Origin of the sequence: Arthrobacter sp. JUb119 (assembly GCF_024807995.1) — a bacterium.
Lineage (GTDB): Bacteria > Actinomycetota > Actinomycetes > Actinomycetales > Micrococcaceae > Glutamicibacter.
Map to the genome: position 1 here is coordinate 326,857 of NZ_JANUFE010000003.1, position 21,466 is coordinate 348,322.

The 21,466-nt window shown below is 59.5% G+C and carries 21 protein-coding genes; 6 read left to right on the top strand and 15 right to left on the bottom strand.

The features are described from left to right. Positions 1–282 precede the first annotated feature (282 nt). Positions 283–957 carry a DedA family protein gene (locus M2368_RS10455; RefSeq protein WP_365942750.1) on the top strand — a complete coding sequence of 225 codons (675 nt, stop codon included), beginning with the start codon at positions 283–285 and terminating at the stop codon, positions 955–957. A 3-nt stretch (positions 958–960) separates the two neighbouring features. On the opposite strand, the gene M2368_RS10460 is transcribed toward M2368_RS10455, so the two are convergent. After that, on the bottom strand, positions 961–1,317 hold the full coding sequence (locus M2368_RS10460) for a DUF2695 domain-containing protein (protein WP_332499293.1): 357 nt from the start codon (positions 1,315–1,317) through the stop codon (positions 961–963). Between the two features lie 110 nt (positions 1,318–1,427). Continuing rightward, complete coding sequence (locus M2368_RS10465; RefSeq protein WP_133834130.1) at positions 1,428–2,618, bottom strand: pyridoxal phosphate-dependent aminotransferase; 1,191 nt, start codon at positions 2,616–2,618, stop codon at positions 1,428–1,430. 215 nt (positions 2,619–2,833) lie between these two features. Between M2368_RS10465 and M2368_RS10470 the strand changes: the two genes are divergently transcribed. Beyond that, positions 2,834–3,079: a hypothetical protein gene (locus M2368_RS10470; RefSeq protein ID WP_133834131.1), complete on the top strand. Its 246-nt coding sequence runs from the start codon at positions 2,834–2,836 to the stop codon at positions 3,077–3,079. Positions 3,080–3,334: 255 nt separating this feature from the next. Here the strand turns inward: M2368_RS10470 and M2368_RS10475 are convergent, their stop codons facing one another. The 8 genes from M2368_RS10475 to M2368_RS10510 all read right to left on the bottom strand — a co-directional run bounded on the left by M2368_RS10475 (position 3,335) and on the right by M2368_RS10510 (position 12,858). Continuing rightward, the gene (locus tag M2368_RS10475) at positions 3,335–3,970 is read right to left on the bottom strand and encodes an ATP-binding cassette domain-containing protein (protein WP_133834132.1); all 636 of its coding nucleotides are present in this window, start codon (positions 3,968–3,970) and stop codon (positions 3,335–3,337) included. Next, complete coding sequence (locus M2368_RS10480) at positions 3,967–6,015, bottom strand: bacteriocin-associated integral membrane family protein (RefSeq protein ID WP_133834133.1); 2,049 nt, start codon at positions 6,013–6,015, stop codon at positions 3,967–3,969. The genes M2368_RS10475 and M2368_RS10480 overlap by 4 nt, the downstream gene beginning before the upstream one ends. A 1,050-nt stretch (positions 6,016–7,065) precedes the next feature. Next, on the bottom strand, positions 7,066–7,551 hold the full coding sequence (locus tag M2368_RS10485; protein WP_286172208.1) for a carboxymuconolactone decarboxylase family protein: 486 nt from the start codon (positions 7,549–7,551) through the stop codon (positions 7,066–7,068). A gap of 94 nt (positions 7,552–7,645) precedes the next feature. Further along, positions 7,646–8,857, bottom strand: coding sequence for a dual-specificity RNA methyltransferase RlmN (rlmN, locus tag M2368_RS10490; protein WP_166650787.1), 1,212 nt, complete (start codon positions 8,855–8,857; stop codon positions 7,646–7,648). Between the two features lie 198 nt (positions 8,858–9,055). Further along, entirely contained in the window at positions 9,056–9,652 is a 597-nt protein-coding gene (locus M2368_RS10495) for a hypothetical protein (protein ID WP_426733431.1), read from the bottom strand. 245 nt (positions 9,653–9,897) lie between these two features. Beyond that, positions 9,898–11,031, bottom strand: a complete 1,134-nt coding sequence (locus M2368_RS10500; protein WP_498724423.1) for an FAD-dependent oxidoreductase — start codon at positions 11,029–11,031, stop codon at positions 9,898–9,900. Next, positions 11,024–11,737: a methyltransferase domain-containing protein gene (locus tag M2368_RS10505; RefSeq protein WP_133834137.1), complete on the bottom strand. Its 714-nt coding sequence runs from the start codon at positions 11,735–11,737 to the stop codon at positions 11,024–11,026. Before M2368_RS10505 ends, M2368_RS10500 begins: the two co-directional genes overlap by 8 nt. Beyond that, complete coding sequence (locus tag M2368_RS10510) at positions 11,737–12,858, bottom strand: type III polyketide synthase (RefSeq protein ID WP_332499257.1); 1,122 nt, start codon at positions 12,856–12,858, stop codon at positions 11,737–11,739. The genes M2368_RS10505 and M2368_RS10510 overlap by 1 nt, the downstream gene beginning before the upstream one ends. A 167-nt stretch (positions 12,859–13,025) precedes the next feature. Between M2368_RS10510 and M2368_RS10515 the strand changes: the two genes are divergently transcribed. Then, positions 13,026–13,691, top strand: coding sequence for a GntR family transcriptional regulator (locus M2368_RS10515; RefSeq protein ID WP_105656154.1), 666 nt, complete (start codon positions 13,026–13,028; stop codon positions 13,689–13,691). Positions 13,692–13,730: 39 nt separating this feature from the next. Here M2368_RS10515 and M2368_RS10520 read toward each other — a convergent pair whose 3' ends face one another. From M2368_RS10520 to M2368_RS10530, 3 genes are all read right to left on the bottom strand, one after another. Further along, entirely contained in the window at positions 13,731–14,393 is a 663-nt protein-coding gene (locus M2368_RS10520) for a GOLPH3/VPS74 family protein (protein WP_133834139.1), read from the bottom strand. Between the two features lie 69 nt (positions 14,394–14,462). Further along, positions 14,463–15,626 (bottom strand): hypothetical protein, encoded by a 1,164-nt coding sequence (locus M2368_RS10525; RefSeq protein ID WP_332489078.1) that lies wholly within the window; start codon positions 15,624–15,626, stop codon positions 14,463–14,465. Positions 15,627–15,704: 78 nt separating this feature from the next. Beyond that, the gene (locus M2368_RS10530) at positions 15,705–16,442 is read right to left on the bottom strand and encodes a sulfite exporter TauE/SafE family protein (RefSeq protein WP_133834141.1); all 738 of its coding nucleotides are present in this window, start codon (positions 16,440–16,442) and stop codon (positions 15,705–15,707) included. A 113-nt stretch (positions 16,443–16,555) separates the two neighbouring features. Here M2368_RS10530 and M2368_RS10535 point away from each other — a divergent pair, with 113 nt between their 5' ends. Beyond that, positions 16,556–17,731, top strand: a complete 1,176-nt coding sequence (locus M2368_RS10535; RefSeq protein WP_332489077.1) for an FAD-dependent oxidoreductase — start codon at positions 16,556–16,558, stop codon at positions 17,729–17,731. Positions 17,732–17,735: 4 nt separating this feature from the next. Here the strand turns inward: M2368_RS10535 and M2368_RS10540 are convergent, their stop codons facing one another. Continuing rightward, positions 17,736–18,767: an agmatine deiminase family protein gene (locus M2368_RS10540; RefSeq protein WP_332499264.1), complete on the bottom strand. Its 1,032-nt coding sequence runs from the start codon at positions 18,765–18,767 to the stop codon at positions 17,736–17,738. Then, positions 18,760–19,737, bottom strand: a complete 978-nt coding sequence (locus tag M2368_RS10545) for a nitrilase-related carbon-nitrogen hydrolase (protein WP_498724424.1) — start codon at positions 19,735–19,737, stop codon at positions 18,760–18,762. Before M2368_RS10545 ends, M2368_RS10540 begins: the two co-directional genes overlap by 8 nt. A gap of 139 nt (positions 19,738–19,876) precedes the next feature. Here M2368_RS10545 and M2368_RS10550 point away from each other — a divergent pair, with 139 nt between their 5' ends. Continuing rightward, positions 19,877–20,491: a TetR/AcrR family transcriptional regulator C-terminal domain-containing protein gene (locus tag M2368_RS10550; protein WP_498724425.1), complete on the top strand. Its 615-nt coding sequence runs from the start codon at positions 19,877–19,879 to the stop codon at positions 20,489–20,491. A 206-nt stretch (positions 20,492–20,697) separates the two neighbouring features. Further along, positions 20,698–21,318, top strand: coding sequence for a SipW-dependent-type signal peptide-containing protein (locus M2368_RS10555; RefSeq protein WP_498724426.1), 621 nt, complete (start codon positions 20,698–20,700; stop codon positions 21,316–21,318). Positions 21,319–21,466: the final 148 nt, after the last annotated feature.

Sequence of the window (21,466 nt, forward strand, 5' to 3'; positions counted from 1 at the left end):
GTTGTCATGGACCGATTCCAAGTGGCTCGATGCAACCTCGCCGACTTTTACGTCGAATCCCGCTGTGAGCTTGGCAACTTGCCGCTTCCCATTGTTCCCCCGGCTCTCGTTGCTGGCCCCGTGAAAAGCCATGATCACTACGGGTCAACGAACAACTTGGAGATTTTCGCCCTTGTGGCCGGGTTGTCCCCCATCAGAGATTACGGATGGCACTCTGGGAAACTCACAGCGTACTCACGTAGGATTTTTGCTGTGCTAGATCATTCTTCGTTTCTTTCCCTTGTGACCGATTATGCGGCTCCAACCATGGGCGCGGCTTTCCTGCCCGACTGGTTGAACCCAGTCGTCTTCCTGAACAACCCCGCGCTTGGCCCATGGGTCTTGCTGCTGGTTTGCGCCATTGTCTTCGCCGAGACCGGCTTGCTGGTGGGCTTCTTCCTGCCAGGCGACTCGATGCTCTTCACCGTTGGCATGCTCATTGCCACCGGCACCATCCAGATTCCGTTGTGGCTCTTCGCCGCCGCGATCTTTGTCTGCGCCTTCGCAGGTGACCAGACCGGCTACATCATTGGCAAGAAATCCGGACCTGCCATCTTCAAGAAACCGGATTCCCGCTTCTTCTCGCAGAAGAACGTTGAGCGGGCCCACGAGTTCTTCGAGAAGTTCGGCGGCCGCGCGGTGATCCTGGCACGCTTCGTTCCAGTGGTCCGCACCTTCGTCCCGGTAATCGCTGGCGTAGCGAAGATGAACCACAAGACCTTCATCCTCTACAACCTGATCGGTGCCGCCCTGTGGGGAATCGGCGTCACATTGCTGGGTTATTGGCTGGGCCAATTCACCTGGATCGAAGAGAACATCGACCTGATCTTCATCCTGATCGTCCTCATCTCGGTGATCCCTATTGGTGTTGAGCTGCTCAAGGCCCGCAAGCCGAAGAGCAAGACCCCCGAAAACTGATCTTCAAGCACTTCGGCGGCGGAACTGACCGCCGCCCCACTGTACGCCGCGGCGCATCAACCAATGTTCACATGGTTGGATTGTGCCGCGGCGTACTCCTTTGCAGACAAGATTTTCGTCATTGTCCACGGCTTGAATCGCTTCACGCGTGATCGGGCGGATGGCATTGGCCAGCACTTCGCAGTCGCAGAATCCGCCCAGCAGCTGCATTTTCCGGTCAATCGCGGTAGCTCGCGGAGCGCTCGCATCGCGATAAGACAGGAGGGAGAGATGGGTCCCGTCGCATCCTTGCGCGCAGACCGCACGATACAAATAGCACGCAAGGCATTCATGTTCGACAGGTTCGAGTACTGCAGGCATTGGTGGCTCCTTGAAACAGTGGATGGCAGTAACGAAGCGTTACTGCCATCCACTGTCCATTTTGAAGCGCCACGCGCAGCGCATTGCTCACCTAATGTGGAAAACTAGCTTCATGCCAAGCTCTGCCGGAGGAAAGCCGCAACGCGTTCCAGGGCTTCTGCCACACGCTCATATCCGGCTGCGAAGGACAAGCGGATATACAGGTGGCCTTCGAACGGATCAAAGTCGCCTCCAGGGGTTAGTGCCACATGCGCATGCTCCAAAACCGCTTGGCAGTATTTGCCCGCAGAACCGAAATGCTCCAAGACTTCGGGGGCCAACCGGCCGTAGAGGTAGAAAGCCCCATCGGCGGGAGCTGCCTCGCTGATGCCCAGGCTGCTGAAGTGCTCCAACACGTGGGCTCGGGTGCGGGCGAACTCGGCCACGCGCTCATTGGCTTCATCGAGGCTCTGCTGTTCAAAGGCAGCTACCACCGCGCGCTGTGCTGGCGCTGGAGCGCATAAGGCGAGGTTCGAAGCCAGTGCGTCCACCGTTGGCACTAGCTCATCGGGCACGATCATCCAGCCCAGGCGCCAGCCGGTCATCCCCCAGTATTTGGAGAAGGATGAGACAACGATGGACGAGCGGGAGAACTCCCACGAGGTGTGTCCCTTGCGGTCTGGGACGAATTCAATGCCGTGATAGATTTCATCGCTAATCAGCCGAACATCATTGGCTTCGCACCAGATGGCCAAGTCTGAGAGCTCGCCGGCGCTGAACATGGTTCCGGTGGGATTATTCGGCGACGCAACAACCAGCCCATCGAGGCGTCCATGCTCCTTCTTGGCCGCCTCAAGCAGCTGCACGGTGGGCTGGTAACGCTGCGCTGCACCGGTGGGCAAGTCAATAACTTCCAACCCCAGGGCACCCAGAATATTGGCGTAGGCCGGGTAGCCGGGACGGGCCAGCGCCACCACGTCTCCGGCATCGAAGGCTGCCAAGAACGAAAGCTGGAATGCACCGGAGGAACCGGTGGTCATCACGAAGTTCTTTGCGGGGATCTGCACCCCGTAGGTGTCTTGGTAGTGCTTCGATAAGGCCTGTCGGGTTTCGAGCAGGCCCGCGGTTGAGGTGTACCCGAAGTCGGCATGCTCGGCATGCAGCTTCGCGGCCAGGTCATTCACGGCAGCCGGTGCTCCTCCACCGGGCTCCCCCACGCACAGTGAGATGACGTCGTCTCCGGCAGCGCGCATGGTGGCTACCTGATCAACAATCTGCATCACTTCAAATGGGGCTACCTGGGAACGTTTCGAGGCTTGCACTGTCGTCCTTCTTTTCACTGGTGCGCTGAAGCTATCTTTTTCAAGGCTATCGGCTCAGCTCCCGAAGGCCACATCATCGGCCGTTCGTGACCGGTTCTGGTGGTGGCCAGTGCTCAAGAGCATTGCTGGTGACTTGTCGTGTTCAGGTAGCTAGTGGATCATGGAAGCAGACGGCAAGCCGCCAGTTATCACGGCGTAGAAAGATAGGGCATCAGATGAGCGAACAGCGCGTTTTCAAGGCAGTAGTGGGCAAGGAAGCTGGCTGGTGGAACGTTTGGGTTCCTGAGTTGGATCGCGTCACTTCTACTCGCAAGTCCCGCAAGATCGCGCCTTACACCCGGACCCTGATCGCTGCAGTGCTCGGCGTGGATGAGACCTCATTCCGGGTTGAGCGCGAACTGGTTTCCGCACCTGAATTTGAACGCCGCTACACCGAAGCTGTACGCCAGGCTAACGCCTAAGAAATCAATCGGCCTCCGTTTCCTTCTAGGAAGCGGAGGCCGATTGTTAATTGTTCTTCTTTTCGAAGGTGCGTGCTACTTATGCGCCGGAGACAGGCTTCTGTACTGAAGCACTATGCGCGATACTGTCTATTCAGCGGTCGAGGCCCCTGAGAGTAATTCCAAACTCAGTCTGCTGAATAAGTTCAATAAACAGTTTTCTACGTCCCGATGACCAGTCCATGCAGTTGTCGCTTGAACAGGGCATACCGTGTTTTACTCCAGTGAAATAATCTCTGAGCATGCATTCGCCACCGTACTTGAATGGGTAGCAATCAGCACCGAAGCTCCTTCAGAAGCGATACGTTCCAACTCGTTGAGCACCATCTGCTCATTTTCTGAGTCAAGGGCGCCTGTTGGTTCATCAGCGATAACAACGGAGGGAGCCTTAAGGATCAAACGAGCCAATGCAACTCGTTGTTGTTCTCCTCCTGATAACTGATAAACCGGTTCACGCTGACGCCGAGGTAACCCAACTCGCTCCAACGCACCATCGAAATCAGCGGATCTAACCATCGAACGACCTTTTGCCACGAGGGCAATCTCAAGGTTTTCTTGGACAGTCGCATTTTCCACTAATGCATAGTCTTGAAACATGTATCCAACAATGTCGCGTCGGAACTTGCGTTGACGCTCTGCGGACAATCTTGAGATATCCCTGCCTCCGACAAGAATCTGGCCACGGTCCAACTTATCCAGCAGACCGATGCAATTTAGCAGGGTCGATTTCCCACTTCCCGATGGACCGGTGATTGCAGTCAGCTGTCCCGCAGATACATTTATGTCTAGATCACTAAAAAGCCAACGATTTCCGAATAATTTGCTTGCCTTTGAAACTACTACGCCGGTCACGCAGTCTCCTCCGATCGGTTACGGATCAATATGTTCGTTCTACTGCGCAAGGAGATTACTAGAACCACAATATTTATCAGACATACCAGCAACACTGCCCATGGTTGCCAAATATCAATTGCAGTAGCTTGTCCATGAACTCGACCGCTCTGATCCGCTGGGGCCAATCCTATGTAGTGGATCGTCTCATTTAAAATAATTCCGAATACAACTAGTCCAGCAAGTACCACCTCGAACGAGAAAAGTTTCTTGTGAGTATTGAAGAAATCCCACCCATGAAGGTACTTCACAAGAATGAGACGCGCGTTTCCTCGAACATGAATTTGAGCCATTCCGACTGCTGTCGCCAAAAGCACGACCAAAGAGAGCAACGCTGTGACAGAGCGAATCCGCAGCTCCATGACTCTGGTTGAATATTCATCTGCAGCTTTTTGTGCAATGGGAATGTATGCGGCAATCCATGACCTTAAATACTGCGAGGGAGTCACAGCAACTGCCGTTTGGAAGTCCTTGAACAGAACTCGCCCTTGGCTTGCAAAAGCCATGAAGTCATCATCTCTAACAAGATCAGACTGAGCTCCGTACAAGATCAGCGGAACATCAGACAATGACTGCGGCCTACTTTCACCGTCAGGTTCTGGTTCATACAGGGAAAAATCCTGCTCGTCCGGAATCGTTTCGACTATTAGATTATCCGCATAATCAGGGTCAAATGACCCTCCGATTTCAAGAAGGTCAGCAATCTCCTGCTGTGACAGCTGAAGACCATCTGGGAGTAAAACTTTTACGCTTTCAGGTGGCACGTAGGAGATCTGCTTGCCATCGCTCGAAACAAGTCCACTCTCTTTTATGTATGAATTATTGACCAGTAACGCCGTGGACAATTGACCTGTAGCACCTTCAACTTCTAGAGGAACTGCTACCAGAAGATTCCCTAAGGAGTCTTGTTCCTTGAGCCATTTTCCGGACGAATATGCGAGTTCATCTTCTTCTTCCAAAGCAGCGCTACCTCCGAACAAAATGGTTGCCGCATTTCCTGCCTTCGAAAGTTGCTGCCTCGCCTCATGGGATTCCAAGGCAACTTGCGCCGAGGCAAACGACGAAGTCACTAATGAAATTGCCACGATTAGGCCAGGAATACGGATCAGGTATGCAAGTGCGGATGCGGCCGAGAATCCCAATTTGCCCTTGATACCAGCAAGTACGTCGACTGACCAAACAACGTGCACAGCTAGCATATGAACGATGATTGCAAGAAGTACCCCAATCAGCTCTATGCAGAACCAGACTTTAAGTACGGAGCTAAATTGATTCAAGCCATTATATAGAAATAGGCCAAGTGTTCCAGAAACGATGCTCGCAACCATTACCCAAACGGCAAACGGAATCAATCTACGCAGATCATCCATAATGGCTTGGTTCTTAGACATGCCATTAAGCTGCCTAATGGAATACATCTTAATATTATTAATCGTCGTAACGGTCACCAAAAGGATCACGAGAAGAATTACCACGTAGGAAGCTGAACCGATCATTCCTGTTAGGAACCACGTGAACGCCTCCCCAAGGTGAAAACCGATCTCGCTGACTTTGACATCAAGCCCGATTCTTTCGAATTGAGCGATTAGCTCCCCGGGGGCCCCATCGTCACCAAATACGAAATACCTTCCGCGTGGATCAACCCCCGTAAGTTCTGAAGCCGAATGAACAATGGTCGAAACCGAATTACTAAAGGTTGGATACCCCTCGTTCAACCACGATTGCTCAGGACGTGACGAACCAGCCTCACTGAGATAGGCATGACGAACCTTTGGATCATGAAGATCTCTAACTTCTCTTAGGATTACGGCGTCGGCCTCCTGCGCTGCACCATTGAGCAATTCCGAAAGAGAATCACTGCCAACAGAGGCTTTTTCGCCAGAAACCTGCACGGCAACAGAACCTGGGTATGCCGATTCGTCAGCAAGAATGCTAAACATAAAACTTGCGAATGCTGCATAAAGGGAAATTACAACTACAGCAAAGCGGAAACCAGAATGCTTCATATTGGTATCACGTTGAAATCGGGAAGAGCAAGAATACCCTTCCCGACCAATCAAACTCCCTAGCAGTATCTATGGTAGGCGCGGTGAGAGCCACCCCAAGTCGAATAGACCGATTCTGCATAAGCGCGAACCCCAGGCGCTTTGCAAGCAGAGCGTTTGAGCCCGCCTACATCGCCCTCAGCAGATACTCCATGTTTTTTGAATGGATAATCCCATCTCGACCACACGTATGTTTGAGTCCAAGATTTTGACGTGGTTCCGTAATACCACTCTGTCGAGGCAACAGCAGACGCGGCAGCGGCCGGAGTGAACATTGCCGCAACAAGGGCGATCAACGAAAATTTGACGATCAACTTTCTAAAGCGAACTTTCACGCAGAAGATTCCTAATCTGAAGATGTAGTGAATGACTAACCGCAAGCCTCGTCGAGAAGCGTCCCACGAAAGTAAAACCAACAGCCGAACAATGACTTGCTGGAAAAGATTACCGTTAACTTCACAATCTTTCCAAAAACACTGTACTCACCATGGGTTTACTATAGTTTTCAAGAAATTTCTTCAGATCCAGTATTGCAAATGTAACGCATCAAACTTTCCGTCTAGGACATCAGTTCAGGACGACTGCAGTACCTGATAGGCCTGAATCTCCTGTCCAAAAGTCCCCTCAGGAGATGAGGGTCGGGTATTTTGTGACCTGCACGCTTGCAATGTATTTTTAACCCGCATTTATCCGCATGACCGATAAACACGCTTCAATTTTCAGCTGTCCCATGCCCCTCAGGACTACCCGGCTCATGTTTCACCGGTAGGGTTCAGGGCAACCCACTAACTCACTACTGCCTGAGAACAGAGGTTGCCTGCATTGTGTGGCACAGCCCGGCATGGGGTCTGCCTACTTGAGCGGATAAAGGATACGTCGGCGCAGGAGATCGTGCCAAAGCACTAGTCAAAGATAGAAACTTTATGCCGGGCACTCTGTGGAGGAATTCGTTGGTCATCACGTGGCGGGCACCAGCGAAACGAATTCAAAGTATGAAGCGGCGGCCGTTGGCTATTTGCCCGTCTTTTCCAGTTCGCGTTCCTTGACCGGGTGACGGGAAAGGATCGAAATCCGGTTGAAGGCGTTCATGGCCACAGCGATCCATTGGATGGCTGCCACTTGCTCATCGCTGAGCACCAGACGGGCCGATGCCACCGCGGCGATACGCTCTTCTGGCTTGGGCAGGTCGGTAGCGGCTTCAGCGATGGCTAGTGCTGCGCATTCTTCTTCGCTAAACAGGCCGCCGCATTCATCCCATGTGCTCAGCAGGTTGATGCGTTGGAGGCTCTCCCCTGCGTCCAGTGCATTGCGGGCATGCAGGTCCAGGCAGTAGGCACATCCATTGATCTGCGAGACGCGCAGGTTGACCAGCTCGGCGGTGCGGTCGCTGATTCCGGCTGCGCGGTAGGACTTGGCGACATCTTTGGAAAATCTGCCAATCGAGTTCCATAGCTCTGGATTGGTCTTATCAAGGAAAAGCGGGTCTGAAACGGCCATATCAGAACCATACATGCAGTCGTAGCTCTCCTGCACGAAGAGGGCTCGTTAACGCATCGTGGAGACCAGCGAAAGCTGGTCTCCACGGTAAATGCTACTTGTCGCCGTCGGCTGCGAGCTGGCCGCAGGCGCCGTCGATTTCCTTGCCTCGGGTATCACGCAGCGTGGTTGGCACGCCGAGCTCATCGAGGCGGCGAACGAACTTGGATGTGATATCCGGTTCGCTGCGGGTCCAAATGGAGCCCGGCACCGGGTTCAGCGGAATCGGGTTCACGTGCACCCAGCCGCGGCCGCGCGCGTTCAGCTTCTTGGCCAGCATTTCTGCACGCCATTCGTGGTCGTTCATGTCCTTGATCAGCGCGTACTCGATGGAGACACGGCGACCGGTCTTCACGTAGTAGTCGTACGCGGCATCCAGTGCCTCGTCGACCTTCCAGCGCGAGTTGACCGGGATCAGCTCGTCGCGCAGCTCGTCATCCGGCGCATGCAGCGACAGCGCGAAGGTGACCTGGACATTCTCCTCGGTCAGCTTGCGGATCGCCGGAACCAGGCCAACGGTGGAGACGGTGATGCCGCGGGCGGCCATGCCCAAGCCCTCGGGGGCATCGGCGACCATGCGGTGCACGGCGTTCATCACGCGCTTGTAGTTGGCCAGCGGCTCGCCCATGCCCATGAACACGATGTTGCCCACGCGCTCCTCGGGGTGCTGGCGTCCGCCCAGTCCGCCTTCGGCGATCACGCGGTTGGCCTGGACGATCTGGTCCAGGATTTCAGCGGTGGACATGTTGCGGGTCAAGCCCGCCTGGCCGGTGGCGCAGAACGGGCAGTTCATGCCACAGCCGCACTGCGAGGAAATGCACAGGGTGATGCGGCCCGGATAGCGCATCAGCACGGACTCGACCAGCGAGCCGTCGAACAGGCGCCAGAGGAACTTGATGGTCTTGCCATCATCGGTTTCCAGGCGCTTGACCTCGGTGAGCAGCTTCGGGAACATGGCCTCGGCCAGTTCCGCACGGCGCTCCTTGGGAAGATCGCTCATCTTCTCCGGGTCGGTGGTGTAGTGCTGGAAGTAGTGCACGGAGAGCTGCTTGGCGCGGAAGGCCGGCAGTCCCAGTTCCTTCAGCTTGGCCTGGCGCTCGGCCAGGGACAGGTCAGCCAGGTGCGTTGGCGGCTGGGAGACACGGCGCTTGGTGGCGAACTGCAGCTCTGGACGACCATCGGCACCCATCTCCTGCTTCCAGCCTTCGGCGGTTGGAACGACCTGGGCGCGGCCTTCGGCTTCGGCTCGGGACTTGGAGATGCGCATCTGCTGGGCGCGCTGGGCCGCGGCCTGCTCATTGCGCAGTGCCTTGCGTTCTTCGGCGGAAAGTGGGGTGGAATCGATGGAAGTCATTGCTACCTATTGTTTCATGTATCCGCGAGTATTTGGCGGTGAGTTTGGGCACGCAAAAACAGTGCCGCACCGCCAATCTACCGGCGGCGCGGCACAGCTGCATTCGGGTGTTCAGTACTTGAAGGATTCCTTCAGGTGGCCGAGGTTGCCCACGGCACCGGCAAGGTCCATGTCCCCCAGATGCCCGCTGGTGGCAGAGGCCGGTCGGTCTTTGCTCCAGTGCCGGAATCCATCCTGGTGCTCGCGGGTGACCACCGCATCACCGGTGCCGGCCATGACCGCCTCCAGCTGGAAGGTTTCGCCCCAGAGGGGCTCGCCATGGTCGGTTTCACCCAGGTAAACCCTGACTTCTCCGCTGACCGAGCCGTTGGCGAGCTGCTTCTCGATGTGCACTTCCAGCGCATCGCCGTACATTCCCACAGCGCCCAGCGTCTCGCAACCGCTGTCCGGATCCCATGACGGCATTTCTCCTGCTGGGCAGTCGAAGTTCACCACTGTCGCATCCCCTGAGCCGGTTGTGCGTGCGAAGAAGCTGATCAGGTGCGAGTTGCCGGCAAAACCGTCGAGGGTTCCGACATGGGCTACCTCGCCCATGAGCCAGGTGGTGTCGGTCTTTTCCGGGGGTGCCGCCGAAGCGGGGACAAGCGCGTTCAGCGCCAAAATCGCGGTGCCTGCGGCGCACAGCACTGCACCAGTCTTTTTCTTCATGATGATGGGTCCTTTCCGCTTCGCATGCCTCGATGCACGCGCAAGTGATGCCGTCCAGTGTGCGACCACCACTCCGGTTAATTCAATAGATAGACATAAGAGTTATCCGGACGCAATGCACGCTGGCCGGCAGCGGGTCTGGCCGTGCTGTTGCGCTCCGGCCCTCATATGCACTCTCACCGCATCTGGGCGCCATCCGGATAGATGCTCCGTTCGCAACCAGTCATCGAAACGTTGCCCTTTCGTCACGCAACGGGAACCGAACGCTGCCCGCGACCGGTCATCGTGAAGTCTCGCGCCACCTTCCCCTGCAACCAGGCACTGGAGGCCAGCCGGGACATCGCCGAATCCCGCAGCGGGACAGCCCAGCGCGGCAGGGCACGACCCAACAGAATGTTCACCTGCGCACGACGGGCCGCACTGCGCGCTGCCCCGAGCCGGCGATTATCCAGTGCTCCCATGGGCGCCCTGGCAGCGATGAGGTGCGCCACCGCCTGCGCATCAGCCAGCCCCAAGCTCAGCCCCTGCCCGCCGATCGGGCTGATCTGGTGGGCCGCATCGCCCAGCAGCACCACGCGCCCATGGACCATCGAGGGCACCATCCGGGTGGCAGTGCCGAAGTTGCTGGTCATCGTGCAGGCCTCGGCGTCAAGAAGGTATCCGGTGCGATCCAAGATGGTCTGGGCCAGCATGCCCGGCGAATCATCGACCTGCATTTGCTCGATGCGCACCACCCAGCGCCGCCGCGCACCGGGCAGCGGGAAGGACTCGACAATCCCCTGCTGATGCAGGAAAAGCGCGGCAGTGTGCGCCAGCCCAGTGGTCTCCGGGAAGTCCCCCATCAGGTAGCGGTCGCGATGTTCTCTTCCGGCAAAGCCCACCCCGAGATCCGTGCGGACCGCGGAGCGGACCCCGTCAGCTCCGGCCAGCCACCGGGCCCGGTGCACCACGCCGCCAGCGGCAAATTCCACGGCTTGCTCCGATTGCCCGAGTACCTGCTCGAAAGCGCAGTCCATCATCAATGACCCCGGTGCCAGCTGTTCCAAGCGCTCGCGCAGCAATTGCTCGGTGTCCTGCTGCGGCAAGGACAGCACATAGGGGTATCGGCCGCCAATAGTGGAGAAATCCATCGAAGCGATGCTCCGCCCGCGCGAGATCCCCAGTCCGCCGCGGATTTGCACACCGCTGCGCTGCACCGCCGGTCCCACGCCGAGCCGCGCCAGAACCTCTTGCGCTGGAGGATGCAGGCCGATAGCGCGCGAGTGGGCTACCGGTTCGCTGCGCTGCTCGAAAACCCGAACGGCATGCCCACTTTGGGCGAGCTCTATGGCCAGGGCCAGGCCCACCGGCCCGGCGCCGATGATCGCGGCGTCATCCATGGCCGCCAGCTTCCCAGAGCAGCAGGTTGCGGTAGGGCCGCTGCGTGCGCACCTCCCAACCAGAGCGGAGCAATGGCCCCAGTTCCCCCGGCACGAAGCTGCGCCGAATGGAGGTCAGGCCATCGCGCCGGATCAGCGAACTGCCTGCCAGCGGCAGGGTCGCCAGCCCGAACAGGCCCAGCGCCACCGGGGAACGCCGGATATCGCTGTGCAACCCGATCCCGGTGCACAATTGCTCGGTCTCGTCCTGCAACTGGCGCAGCTGGTCCGTACCCAGGTGGTGCAGCAGGTGATTGGAGAGCACCAAGTCGAACTGCTCGCCGTCGGCCGCTAGCCGGGTGCTGGTTGTTTCCCGGAATTCGAGTACCCCGCGCGGCAACGTGCAGCGTTGCAGCGCTTGCCGGGCGTAGGAGATGGCCCGGGGATCCGGGTCGATACCGCACACTGCCACCTCGAACCCGTCGGCGAGCGCCCAGCGCGCCAGATTCGCCGCAATGTCTCCTCCCCCGCTACCTACGTCCAGAATCCTGGCCCGGACCCGGCGCGCCAGCAACGGGCGGATGTACTGCACGTAATTGCCCCGCCAGCCGGCTACTACCCGGTTGACCAGAGGGAACTGGGCGTAGGTGCGGCGCAGCAGCGCCGGGTCGCAATCCGGGCGGTCCATTTCCTCGATGGCTTCCGCTGCCCGGGCCAGCCGGAGCATTATCCTTGCCGGCATATGGTGAACAGCCCGGATTCCACCGTCAGCCCCGGACCGAATGCCATGGAGCAGACCCTTTCGCCCTCGTCCGTAGCGGCCGCTTCCAGGATTTCCTTGAGCACGAATAGCACCGTGGCGCTGGACATGTTCCCGTAGCGATCCAGGATCGCGCGGGCTGGCACCAGCTGCTGGTCATCCAGGCCCAGCCGGTTTTGCACCCGGTCCAGGATGGCCCGGCCCCCGGGATGCAGACCCCAGTGCCTAATCCGGTCCACGGAGAGTTCCGGGTCGGCATCCTTGGCCAAGAGCGGCTGCAGCGCCCCGGCGATGTGCTCGTCGATGATGTGCGGAACGTAGGTGCCCAGCACCATCTCGAATCCGTGGTCGCCGATATTCCAGGCCATGGCCTCCTCGCCCACCGGGGTGAGCACGGTTTCGAAGCCGTCCATTTCCAGCAGCCCGCTGCCCTGCGCCGAGACGATCACCGCAGCGGCCCCGTCGGCGAAGATGGCCGAGCCCATGATGGTGTCCGGGTCATTGGAGCTGTGCACATGCAAGGTGCACAGCTCGGCGCAGACCACCAGCACGGTGGCTTGCGGATCGGCCAGGCAGAAGTCGCGGGCCGCGCGCAGGGCTGGGAACGCCGCGTAGCATCCCATGAAACCAAGGTGGTGGCGCACCGTGCTCGGCGCCAGCCCCAGTGCCCGTACGATCTGGTAGTCCGGACCCGGGTTGTAGAACCCGGTGCAGGAGACGGTAATGACGTGGGTGATATCTTCCGGGGCAAGGTCCGGGCAGGCGTCGAGAGCCTTTTTCGCGGCGTTCGTGAACAGCGCGCTGGCCTGTTTCGCATAGATGCCGTTGCGTTCGGCGGTGCTCGGGGAGAGCAGCCGGCCTTCAACCCGGTCGTAGAACAGCGGAGTTTCGGGTTCGGGCAGGGAGAGGTCGAATTCATCGACACAGCTGTACCTGGTGCTGATCGCGGCGGAGTTGAACGAGGTGGCGATGAGCCGTTCACCCAGCCGGCTCAGGTTCGGCTGGCTGGCAAAGACATCGCGGATCTCTTCCTGGGCCAGGGTCGTCGCGGGAACTGCGGTTTGAATCGTGCGGATCTTCACTGACATGACCCGAGCCTAGGACCGATGCGGGGGAAGGTAAACAGCTTTGGCGAATTACCAGCAATAGCCCGGGTATTCTGTTCCGCCGTGCGCGTGGATTATCTATCCCCTGCGAAGAATATGATTATTGTTATTAACATCAGATTCAATCGATCACGCATGAAGAGGTCAGCTTGGCAAAGGCATCAGTTCATTCCCTGGAGGGTATCCGCCGAACCATCCTTGATGGCTTCTGGTCCCCCGGTGACCGCCTTCAGCCGACCACTTTGGCAGAACAGTTCGAGACCAGCACCACCGTGATCCGCGAATCGCTGACACGGCTAGCGGGGGAAAACCTGGTGGTCATCCGCCCAAACCGCGGTTTCTTCGTGCCGGATCTGAACCTGCGCGAACTGGCGGATATCACCGAACTGCGGTGTTCCACCGAGGCACTGGCCGCCCGCTTGGCGGTGGAGCGCGGAGATGTCGCGTGGGAATCGAACTTGATCGCAGCCCACCACAAGCTTTCGCGCACTCCGCGGCGTTTGCCGGAGGAACCTGGCACCGTCAACCCCGCATGGTCCGAGGCGCACCGCGAATTCCACCATGCATTGCTGGTACCGTGCGATTGCCAGCCGATGCTCAAGCTCTCTGCCGACCTTTCGAACTTCACCGAGCTGTACCGCCGCTGGGCTGCCCCGTCGAAGGCCGCAGGCAAGCGCAACGTTGAAAAGGAGCACCAGGAAATCCTGGATGCCGCCTTGGATCGTAATGCAGCCCTGCTCGGTGAACTGCTCAATAGCCATTACCGTTCCACTATCCAGGTGGTCATGGATGCGGGATTGAGCACCCTGCGCTGAATCATCGCGCAGTAGTCTTTCCTTTCGAGCGCCGTCCAGCTATTTTTTGCCAGGCGCGGGCGGAATGACGCGCTGGGTAACGATGGCGGCGTTCATCGCTGCTACTGCCCGTTGCGCGGAGTCGGCTGCTGGTGAATCCTGTGCGAGTTCCGCAATCCGGGACTGCGCTTGGCTTCCCGTCATGGGTGCGAGCTCTTCTTCCAGCACATCGTTCACCAGGCCTATCGCCTGCAAGATCGCGAGCACGGTGGTGTCGCTGGTTCCCGGGATCTTCTGCCCGTGCAGGGCGCCCTGCAAATCGGTCCGGATCTGGCGCTGGATCTGTTGGTTGATGATGCGGACCCGCTGTTTGCCCAAGCCCAGCAGTGTGCGTTCACCGTATTCGATGATCCCGCCCTTGGCCAAGGAATCGGTCAGCGAGCGGGCATCGCACAAGGAATTGATCTTCACCGCTTCGTCGAGGCTCAGATTGCCTCTCTTTTCCAGCTTTTCCAATGGCGCGGCGAGAACTGGATCCGGGCAAGGGCCGGCACCGATGAGTTGGATCTGCCGCTGCTGATCCTCGCTCAGCGCCACACGCCCAGCGATCATCAAGTCGGTGATGATGGCAGCATTCATGCCGTATCCCGTAGCTGATACAACTGTCTCCGGCTTTTCGGAGTCATCGGCCATTAGCAAGTAGAGCTTTTCTGCAATCAACATATTTTCAGGCTACCGGCCCGCAGAGGCGAAATTCTTCAGCCTTCCGACGGATATTCAGGCTCGGCCGCCCTAGGCCGCGGACTTCTTCGCCTTGGCTACTTCGGAAGGCGAATGGGTGGTGCGGGGTTCGGAACGGTCCTGGGTCATCGCCGACGTCGTGCGGATGAATACCGAGATCCAGCTGAACATGATGGCCACGACCGAAAGCTCGAAACCGGTCAGGTTGTAGTACGACCATTCGGTCCACAGCTGGAAGGCCGCCCAGATCGCGCCAATGGCTGCGTAGGAGAGCATATGGAATACCGCAGGGTAGCCAGGCAGCAGCACGATGGTGCCCAGCAGCAAGAAGATCATGGCCGCCGAGACCAGTTGCACGAATGCCGAATGCACTTCCATCGACAGATCGAAGGGGACCAGGCCAATGCCGATAATGCCGACCGAGACAATCAGCAGGCACCAGCGCACGAGCCGCGGCCGGGGACGCACCATTCGTGCAATCCTGTACCTTTCCAGCGCCGGGCGGCAACGGTAGGACTGGGCCAGGCGGACCAGGTCGCGGGTCAGGAATTCGGTGAAGGCCGCCAGCACCAAGCCGGAAATCACCAGCGTGAGGTTGAAGGTCCAGAACGAGCCCATGCCGGCCTGCGTGGTTCCCAGCGAAGAGAACATGCTCTGCCACCAGCCCTGGTCTTCGGCCAGCAGCATGCTGATCAGCACCCCGGCGCTCATGAAGATGCCCAGCACCACGGAAAGTGATTCCGCGTTGATGCGCGCGGTTGCTTCCAGGGACAGGTAGGCGGAGATGCCCGTGGCGACGCTGACTGCCAGCGCGCCTGCAAGCACATCCAGATGCAGCCCGTAGAAGGCCTGCTGGAACAAATGGAAGACCACCAGCAGGATCATGACCGAACTGGCTACGTGCACCAATACGAGACCCAGGGCCGTGACGATCTGGCGCCATTTGGGAATCTTCTTCAGCCACGGTTCCCGTGCTCTCAGCATCGAACGGAAAGCATAGGCGCTGCTGGTTCCGGCCGAGACAGCACCGCAAACGGCGGAGACGATGCCCACGGACAGATCGCCAAAGAGCGGCGGACGCTCGCCGGCGAAGATAATGAGCCCCACAACCAACCCGAATAGGGAACAGAACAGGCCGGCCCACAGGGCACGGCGCTCAATGTCTAGCTCGCTGACTCGTTTGCTGAGAGTTACATCGGGATATTGGGAATGCACGGAGTACATTCTCTCATTTTCATTGAAAAACGTGTACCGCCCGCGGCGCCGCCGCGCACTGCGCAGCAGCGCACTGCGCTAGTTGGAGGCCAAGTCGACCAAGCCGCTGGCCATCAGGCTCACGGCACCGCCGAAGGCAATCAGTATCACGAATGCGCGACTGAATTTTTGCGGGATCCTCGGAGCCAGGTAATTGCCCAGCAAGATGCCCAGCACCATCGCGCCAAGGCAAGCACCCCACTGCTGCCAATCCAGCTGTGGCATGCCGCCCTTGGCGGCCAGGGACGTCAGCGACAGCACCAGGAAGTAGAGCTGCACGGAGATGGCGAATTGCGCCTGCGGCCAGCGGCTGGCCACGGCGTATCCCGCGATGGCCGGGCCGGAGACACCGGCGGTCACTGACATGAATCCGGAAACTGCCCCGGCGCCGATGGCCAATCCCTTGCTTTGGGCCAGCGCGAGATTTCGAATCATGAAACTCGAAACCAGTGCCAGGATCACCATGAACGATATGCCGATGGAAAGCCATGGACCCTCCAGCGAGTTCGCCAGCCAAGCTCCGGGAACGGTCATGAGCATGGCCGGTATGAGCATGAAGGCGACCTTCCGGTACTCGACCTGACGGAAGACCTGCGCAAAGATCAGCAAACTGCTGCAGGCGCCGAGCAGGTTGACCAGCATGACCCCCTCATGGGGTCCCAAGACCATGACCAGGAAGGGCGAGGAGACCAGCGCGAACCCCATTCCGGAGATTCGTTGCGTGGAGGCGCCCACGAAAACTGCAGCTGCCAAGCCGATTACCGCCGCTAGTTGCACGCTTTGCTCCACGTTGCCTCCGCTTTCCCGATCGCCATCCTCTATTACGTTAGTCCACGGCCAATGAGTCAATTGAATGGAGCCCGCTTCAGTTGGAGTTTTACGCTGTAGAGGTGAGCAATGACGTAGATTTCATGATTATCGGCGGCGGCGCGATGGGCTCGGCGGCCGCGTGGTCCCTGGCCTCTGGCGGGCACGAGGTCCTGCTGCTGGAACGCTTTGCTCCGGGCCATCTGGAGGGCGCCTCGCACGGAGCAACCCGCAACTTCAATCCTGCCTACACCGAACCGGAGTATCTTCGCCTGCTGCAGCGTTCCGACGCTTTGTGGGATTCGCTTTCCGAGCAAGCCGGCACCCGGCTGCTGGAGCGCACCGGATTGGTCAATCACGGAATCGTTGCCGAACAACGGGGAATGCACCAGGTCCTCGCCCACGCAGGATTCGGCAGCGAGCTGCTGAGCATCGCTGCGGCAGAAGAGCGTTTCGCGGGAATGAAGTTCGAGACCGAAGTCCTGCATATCCCCGCCGGCGGCCAGATCAATGCCGATCTTGCGGTGGCTTCGCTGCAGAAGCTGGCCGTAGCGCACGGAGCTGCCGTGGAATACGGGCACCGGGTGACCGCTCTGCAGGTGCTTGCCGATGACCGTGTCGAGGTGCAAGTCCAGCACCAGGGCACCATGTCGGCTATCCGGGCTCGCCATGCCATCGTCACCGCGGGGGCTTGGACCGCGCAGCTGCTGGGCGATGCGTTCAAGCTTCCTGCCATCCACGTCACCGAAGAGCACCCGGTGCATTTCGCGCAGAAGGACCTGCCGGCGCACTGGCCGGGGTTCAACCACACCCTGGATCCGGCGCGGGATATCGGATCACGCGTCTTCGGTCCCATCTACGGCATGCGCACCCCGGGGGAAGGCATCAAGGTGGGCTGGCATGGTTCCGGACGGATCATCGATCCGGAGCACCGGCCGCACCAGGCCAGCGACGAACAGCTGCGCGCGCTGCAGGACTACGCGGCACGCTGGCTTCCGGGAGCGGATCCCTCGCGCTACGAAACGGTGTCCTGCACCTACGCCAACACCGCAGACGAGCACTTCATCCTCGATTCGCTGGGGCCGGTCACCGTCGGCGCGGGATTCAGCGGGCACGGCTTCAAATTCGTGCCCGCCATCGGCGAATACCTGGCCGACCTGGCCCTGGGCCGGCGCGCGGCCGAACCCCTGTTCTCCGCAACCCGCACGGCGGCGAAACCGGTCTTCCTGGAACGCCGCCGCGCGGTCGGCCTGGGCTAGGGGCCTATCCCCGTTCCGCGGCGGGCTGCTGCTGGGTGATGCAGTGGATGCCGCCTCCGCGGGCGAACAGCTCGCGCGCATCCACGCTGGCCACTTCCCGTCCTGGATAGGCCGCAGCTAGGATGCTCGCGGCCTGGTGGTCATTGGGATCATCGAAGCTGCAGGCGATGACCCCGCCGTTGGTCACCAGGTGGTTGATATAGGAATAGTCCACCCAGCTTTCGGCATCGCGCAGCACGGTCGGCGCCGGCACGGCAATGAGCTCCAGCGTCCGTCCCTGCGCGTCGGTTGATTGCTCCAGCCGTGCGCGCACGGCCTGCGAAATCGCGTGGTCCGGGTGCCGCGGATCCTGCTGGTCGTGGTAGAGCACGACACCGGGCCGGGCGAAGCAGGCGACGATGTCCACGTGGCCGCGCGTGCCGAATTCCTCGTTGTCGCGGCTCAGCCCGCGATCGAGCCAAATGGTCTTCCGGGTTCCGAGCAGCCGGGCGAACTCGTCCTCGATGTCCATCTCGGTCTTGCCCGGGTTGCGCCCCGGATCCAGCTGGACGCTGCGCGTGGCCAGTACCGTTCCCTCGCCGTCCACGTGGATCCCGCCACCCTCATTGGTGATCGACGCCCGTATCTCTTCTGCGCCGGCAAGGCGCGCGACATGGCCCGCCACCAGGCGGTCCTTGTCCCAGGATGCCCAGCTCTGCGCGCCCCAGCCGTTGAAGTTCCAGTTCACCGCCTTGAGCTGGCCCTGTGCGGTACGCACGAAGCTCGGGCCGGAATCGCGCATCCAGGCATCGTCCAGCGGGTGCAGGCAGTAGCTGACCGCATCGCCCAGATGGCGCCGGGCCTCGGCTTCGCTGGCCGGGTCCACCACCATTGTGACTGGGGTGAAGGCGCTGACTGCCCGGGCCACGGCGCTCCAGGCGGCACGGGCAGCTTCGGCCTGCGCTTCGGTTTCACCCAGCGTGTAGCCGCCGGAGGGAAATGCCATGAAGATGCGCTCATGGGCTTCGGTTTCGGCCGGCATGCGCAACTCAGGCATGGGACTGCATCCGTTCTCCCAGCTGCGCGTCTTCGCGCGGCGCAGCCAGCACCGAGTAGGTATCGGGCCGGCGGGTGCGCAGGAACGGGAAGAGCTCCAGCCAGTCACGGCGGGCGTCCAAGTCCAAGGTGGCTACGAGTACCGCTGATGCATCGCGCGGGGCGCGGGCCAGAATGCGGCCATAGGGGTCCGAGATGAAAGACGATCCGTAGAATTCCAGCGCACCTTCATCGCCCCAGCGGTTGGGAACGACCATGAACAAACCGTTGGAAATGCCGTTGCCGATGATGGTCTGGCGCCACAGCGGCTCGGTGTCGAAGTCCGGGTGATCCGGTTCGGAACCGATCGCGGTGGGATAGGCCAGCAGGTCGGCTCCAGCCAGCGAGTAAATGCGCGGCGGCTCGCTGAACCATTCGTCCCAGCAGGTGGGCAGGCCCATGGCCAAGCCCCCGACTGCCTCGATGCGGTGCACCGGGTAGGGCTCGTCGCTGGGGCCTTCGCGGAAGTACTTGTCCTCGTAGTAGCCAGCAGTCCGCGGAATGTGCAGCTTGTTGGTGGCCGCCACCAATTCGCCTTCGGGAGAGACGATGATGGCCGTGTTCAGTCCGAGTCCGTCGGATGCTGGATCCTTGCGGAAAAGCGAGATATGAACATGCAGCTGGAACTTCGCGGCCATCGCCTTGGCAAAGGCGAAGGTGCGTCCGGTGTACAGGTCTTCGGCTGAAGCGTCAGCTGCCCGCGCGTCCGGGATTTCGAAAGCAGGGTATTTGTTCAACGTGAGCTCAGGCAAGAAGACGATTTTGGCGCCGTGCTTGGCTGCCCGGGCAATGCCGTCCTCCAGCTCGGCTTCCATGGCTGCGGCGTCGGCGTGCCAGCGGTGCTGCACCAGCGCGATGGTGATCTCTCCGCGCGATTTGGCTTCTGCACGTGCGGGGGAAACGGGTGGTTCAAGGGCCAGAATTTCTTGCATGGGGTTCCCAACGGAAATTAAACGAATCATATTCGTTTACAGATTAGGCACGGAAGCCGCTGTTGCGCAAGGGATTTAACGAATGACTTTCGTTTATTTGTGTAAGCTCTACGAAGAACCTTCAAGACCGGGAGTATTCATGGCCAGGCCCTCCAAGCCCAAGCTCAGCACCACTGCAATCGCCGAGGCTGCACTCAAGCTCGTCGACGCCCACGGCGAGTTCACGCTTCCGCAATTGGCCAAAGCCCTCTCGGTTTCCGCCTCATCGCTGTACAACCACGTGCAGGGAAAAGGGGAAATCATCGAACTGATGCGCGGGCGGGCCATGGCCGAAATCCGTTTGCCTGATCCATCCGAGGACGATTGGCGCGAATCGGTCCGGCGCATTGCGATGGAGTACTGGGCATCCTACGCAAAACATCCTCGCTTGATCCCGCTGCTGACCAGCCACACGGTCCGCGACAGTACCACCCTGCGCGTCTACGATGCATTGGCCCTGGCTTTCGTCTCGGCCGGATTCAACCCGCATCATCGTCTTGAGGCCATCACCATCATCGATTCATTCGTGCTCGGATCAGCCTTGGACGCCGCTGCCCCGGCGGAAGTCTGGCAACCCGACACCGAATCGTCCAAGGCATTCACCGAGGCGCTCGAAGCAGGCCTGAGTACTGAACACCGGGCCGAGCACGCTTTCCTGGCGGGGCTCGACGTCATCCTGCGGGGCCTCGCTCCGAATGGCCACGGAGGCAATTAATCCAATCGACCAGCCCCACTGTCCATCTGGATAGGAAAATCCACTGGATCACAGACTTCCGATGTGAAGCAGCTAGCCGAGCGTCCTATTTTATCAACCCAAAGGCCATTACTCGCGGGTAAAAATTAAAGCTTCAACTAGCGAATGATAGGTTCAGCATAACCATAGGCATTAGTGGGTCACCGCACGTTTCAGGAGGTAAGTTCATGGCTGCAACTACAAGCCAAAAATCACGCAAGGTCAAGGCTCTACTAGCTGGCGGCTTGGTTCTCGGTGTCGGCACGGCCGTGACTCTGGCAGCCTGGACCGACCAGGAATGGGCCACCGGAACCTTCAGTGCGGGCTCCTTCAACGTTGAAGGCAGTACCAACGGAACCGATTTTAGTTCGCACCCGACATCAGATGAAGCTGCAGCGCTCAGCTTCGAAGTCGCCGCAGACAACTTGGCTCCAGGTGACAAGGTTGCCGAGGCGTTCGTCTTGCGAACAGCTGCGGGAACAGCTTATGAGGCCTCCGTCGACTTAATCGCGGCAACTTCAACCGGCGATAACGCGCAGAACCTGACCTACGAGATCTTCACCGTACCCGCCATCGGAGACTGCACGCCGAGCGCTACCGCTGCTCCCGCTGCAGTTGTTACCGACACCGGCACCGTCTTCGGTCCCGGCGTACCTACGGCAACAGAATTCACCCTGGCTGCAGGAACCGATACGGTTGCCGGCACCTCGACCGTGCTGTGCTTCCAGGTAACCGCCGGTGCAAATCTGGTACAAGGTGCCGCCGCATCTGCAACCTGGGGCTTCGAAGCCACTTCGCTGCAGCCATAGTTCCCGCCAGGCCATTTCAATAGGCCATTGGAACCAGACTGTGAGCCCGCGTTCGCCTGCTAGCCTGAACGCGGGTTCCTCGCCGTCCATTGCCGGTGCCAAGCGACGCAGAGTTCAGAACAACGAATAAGATCATGGAATGGGGGCA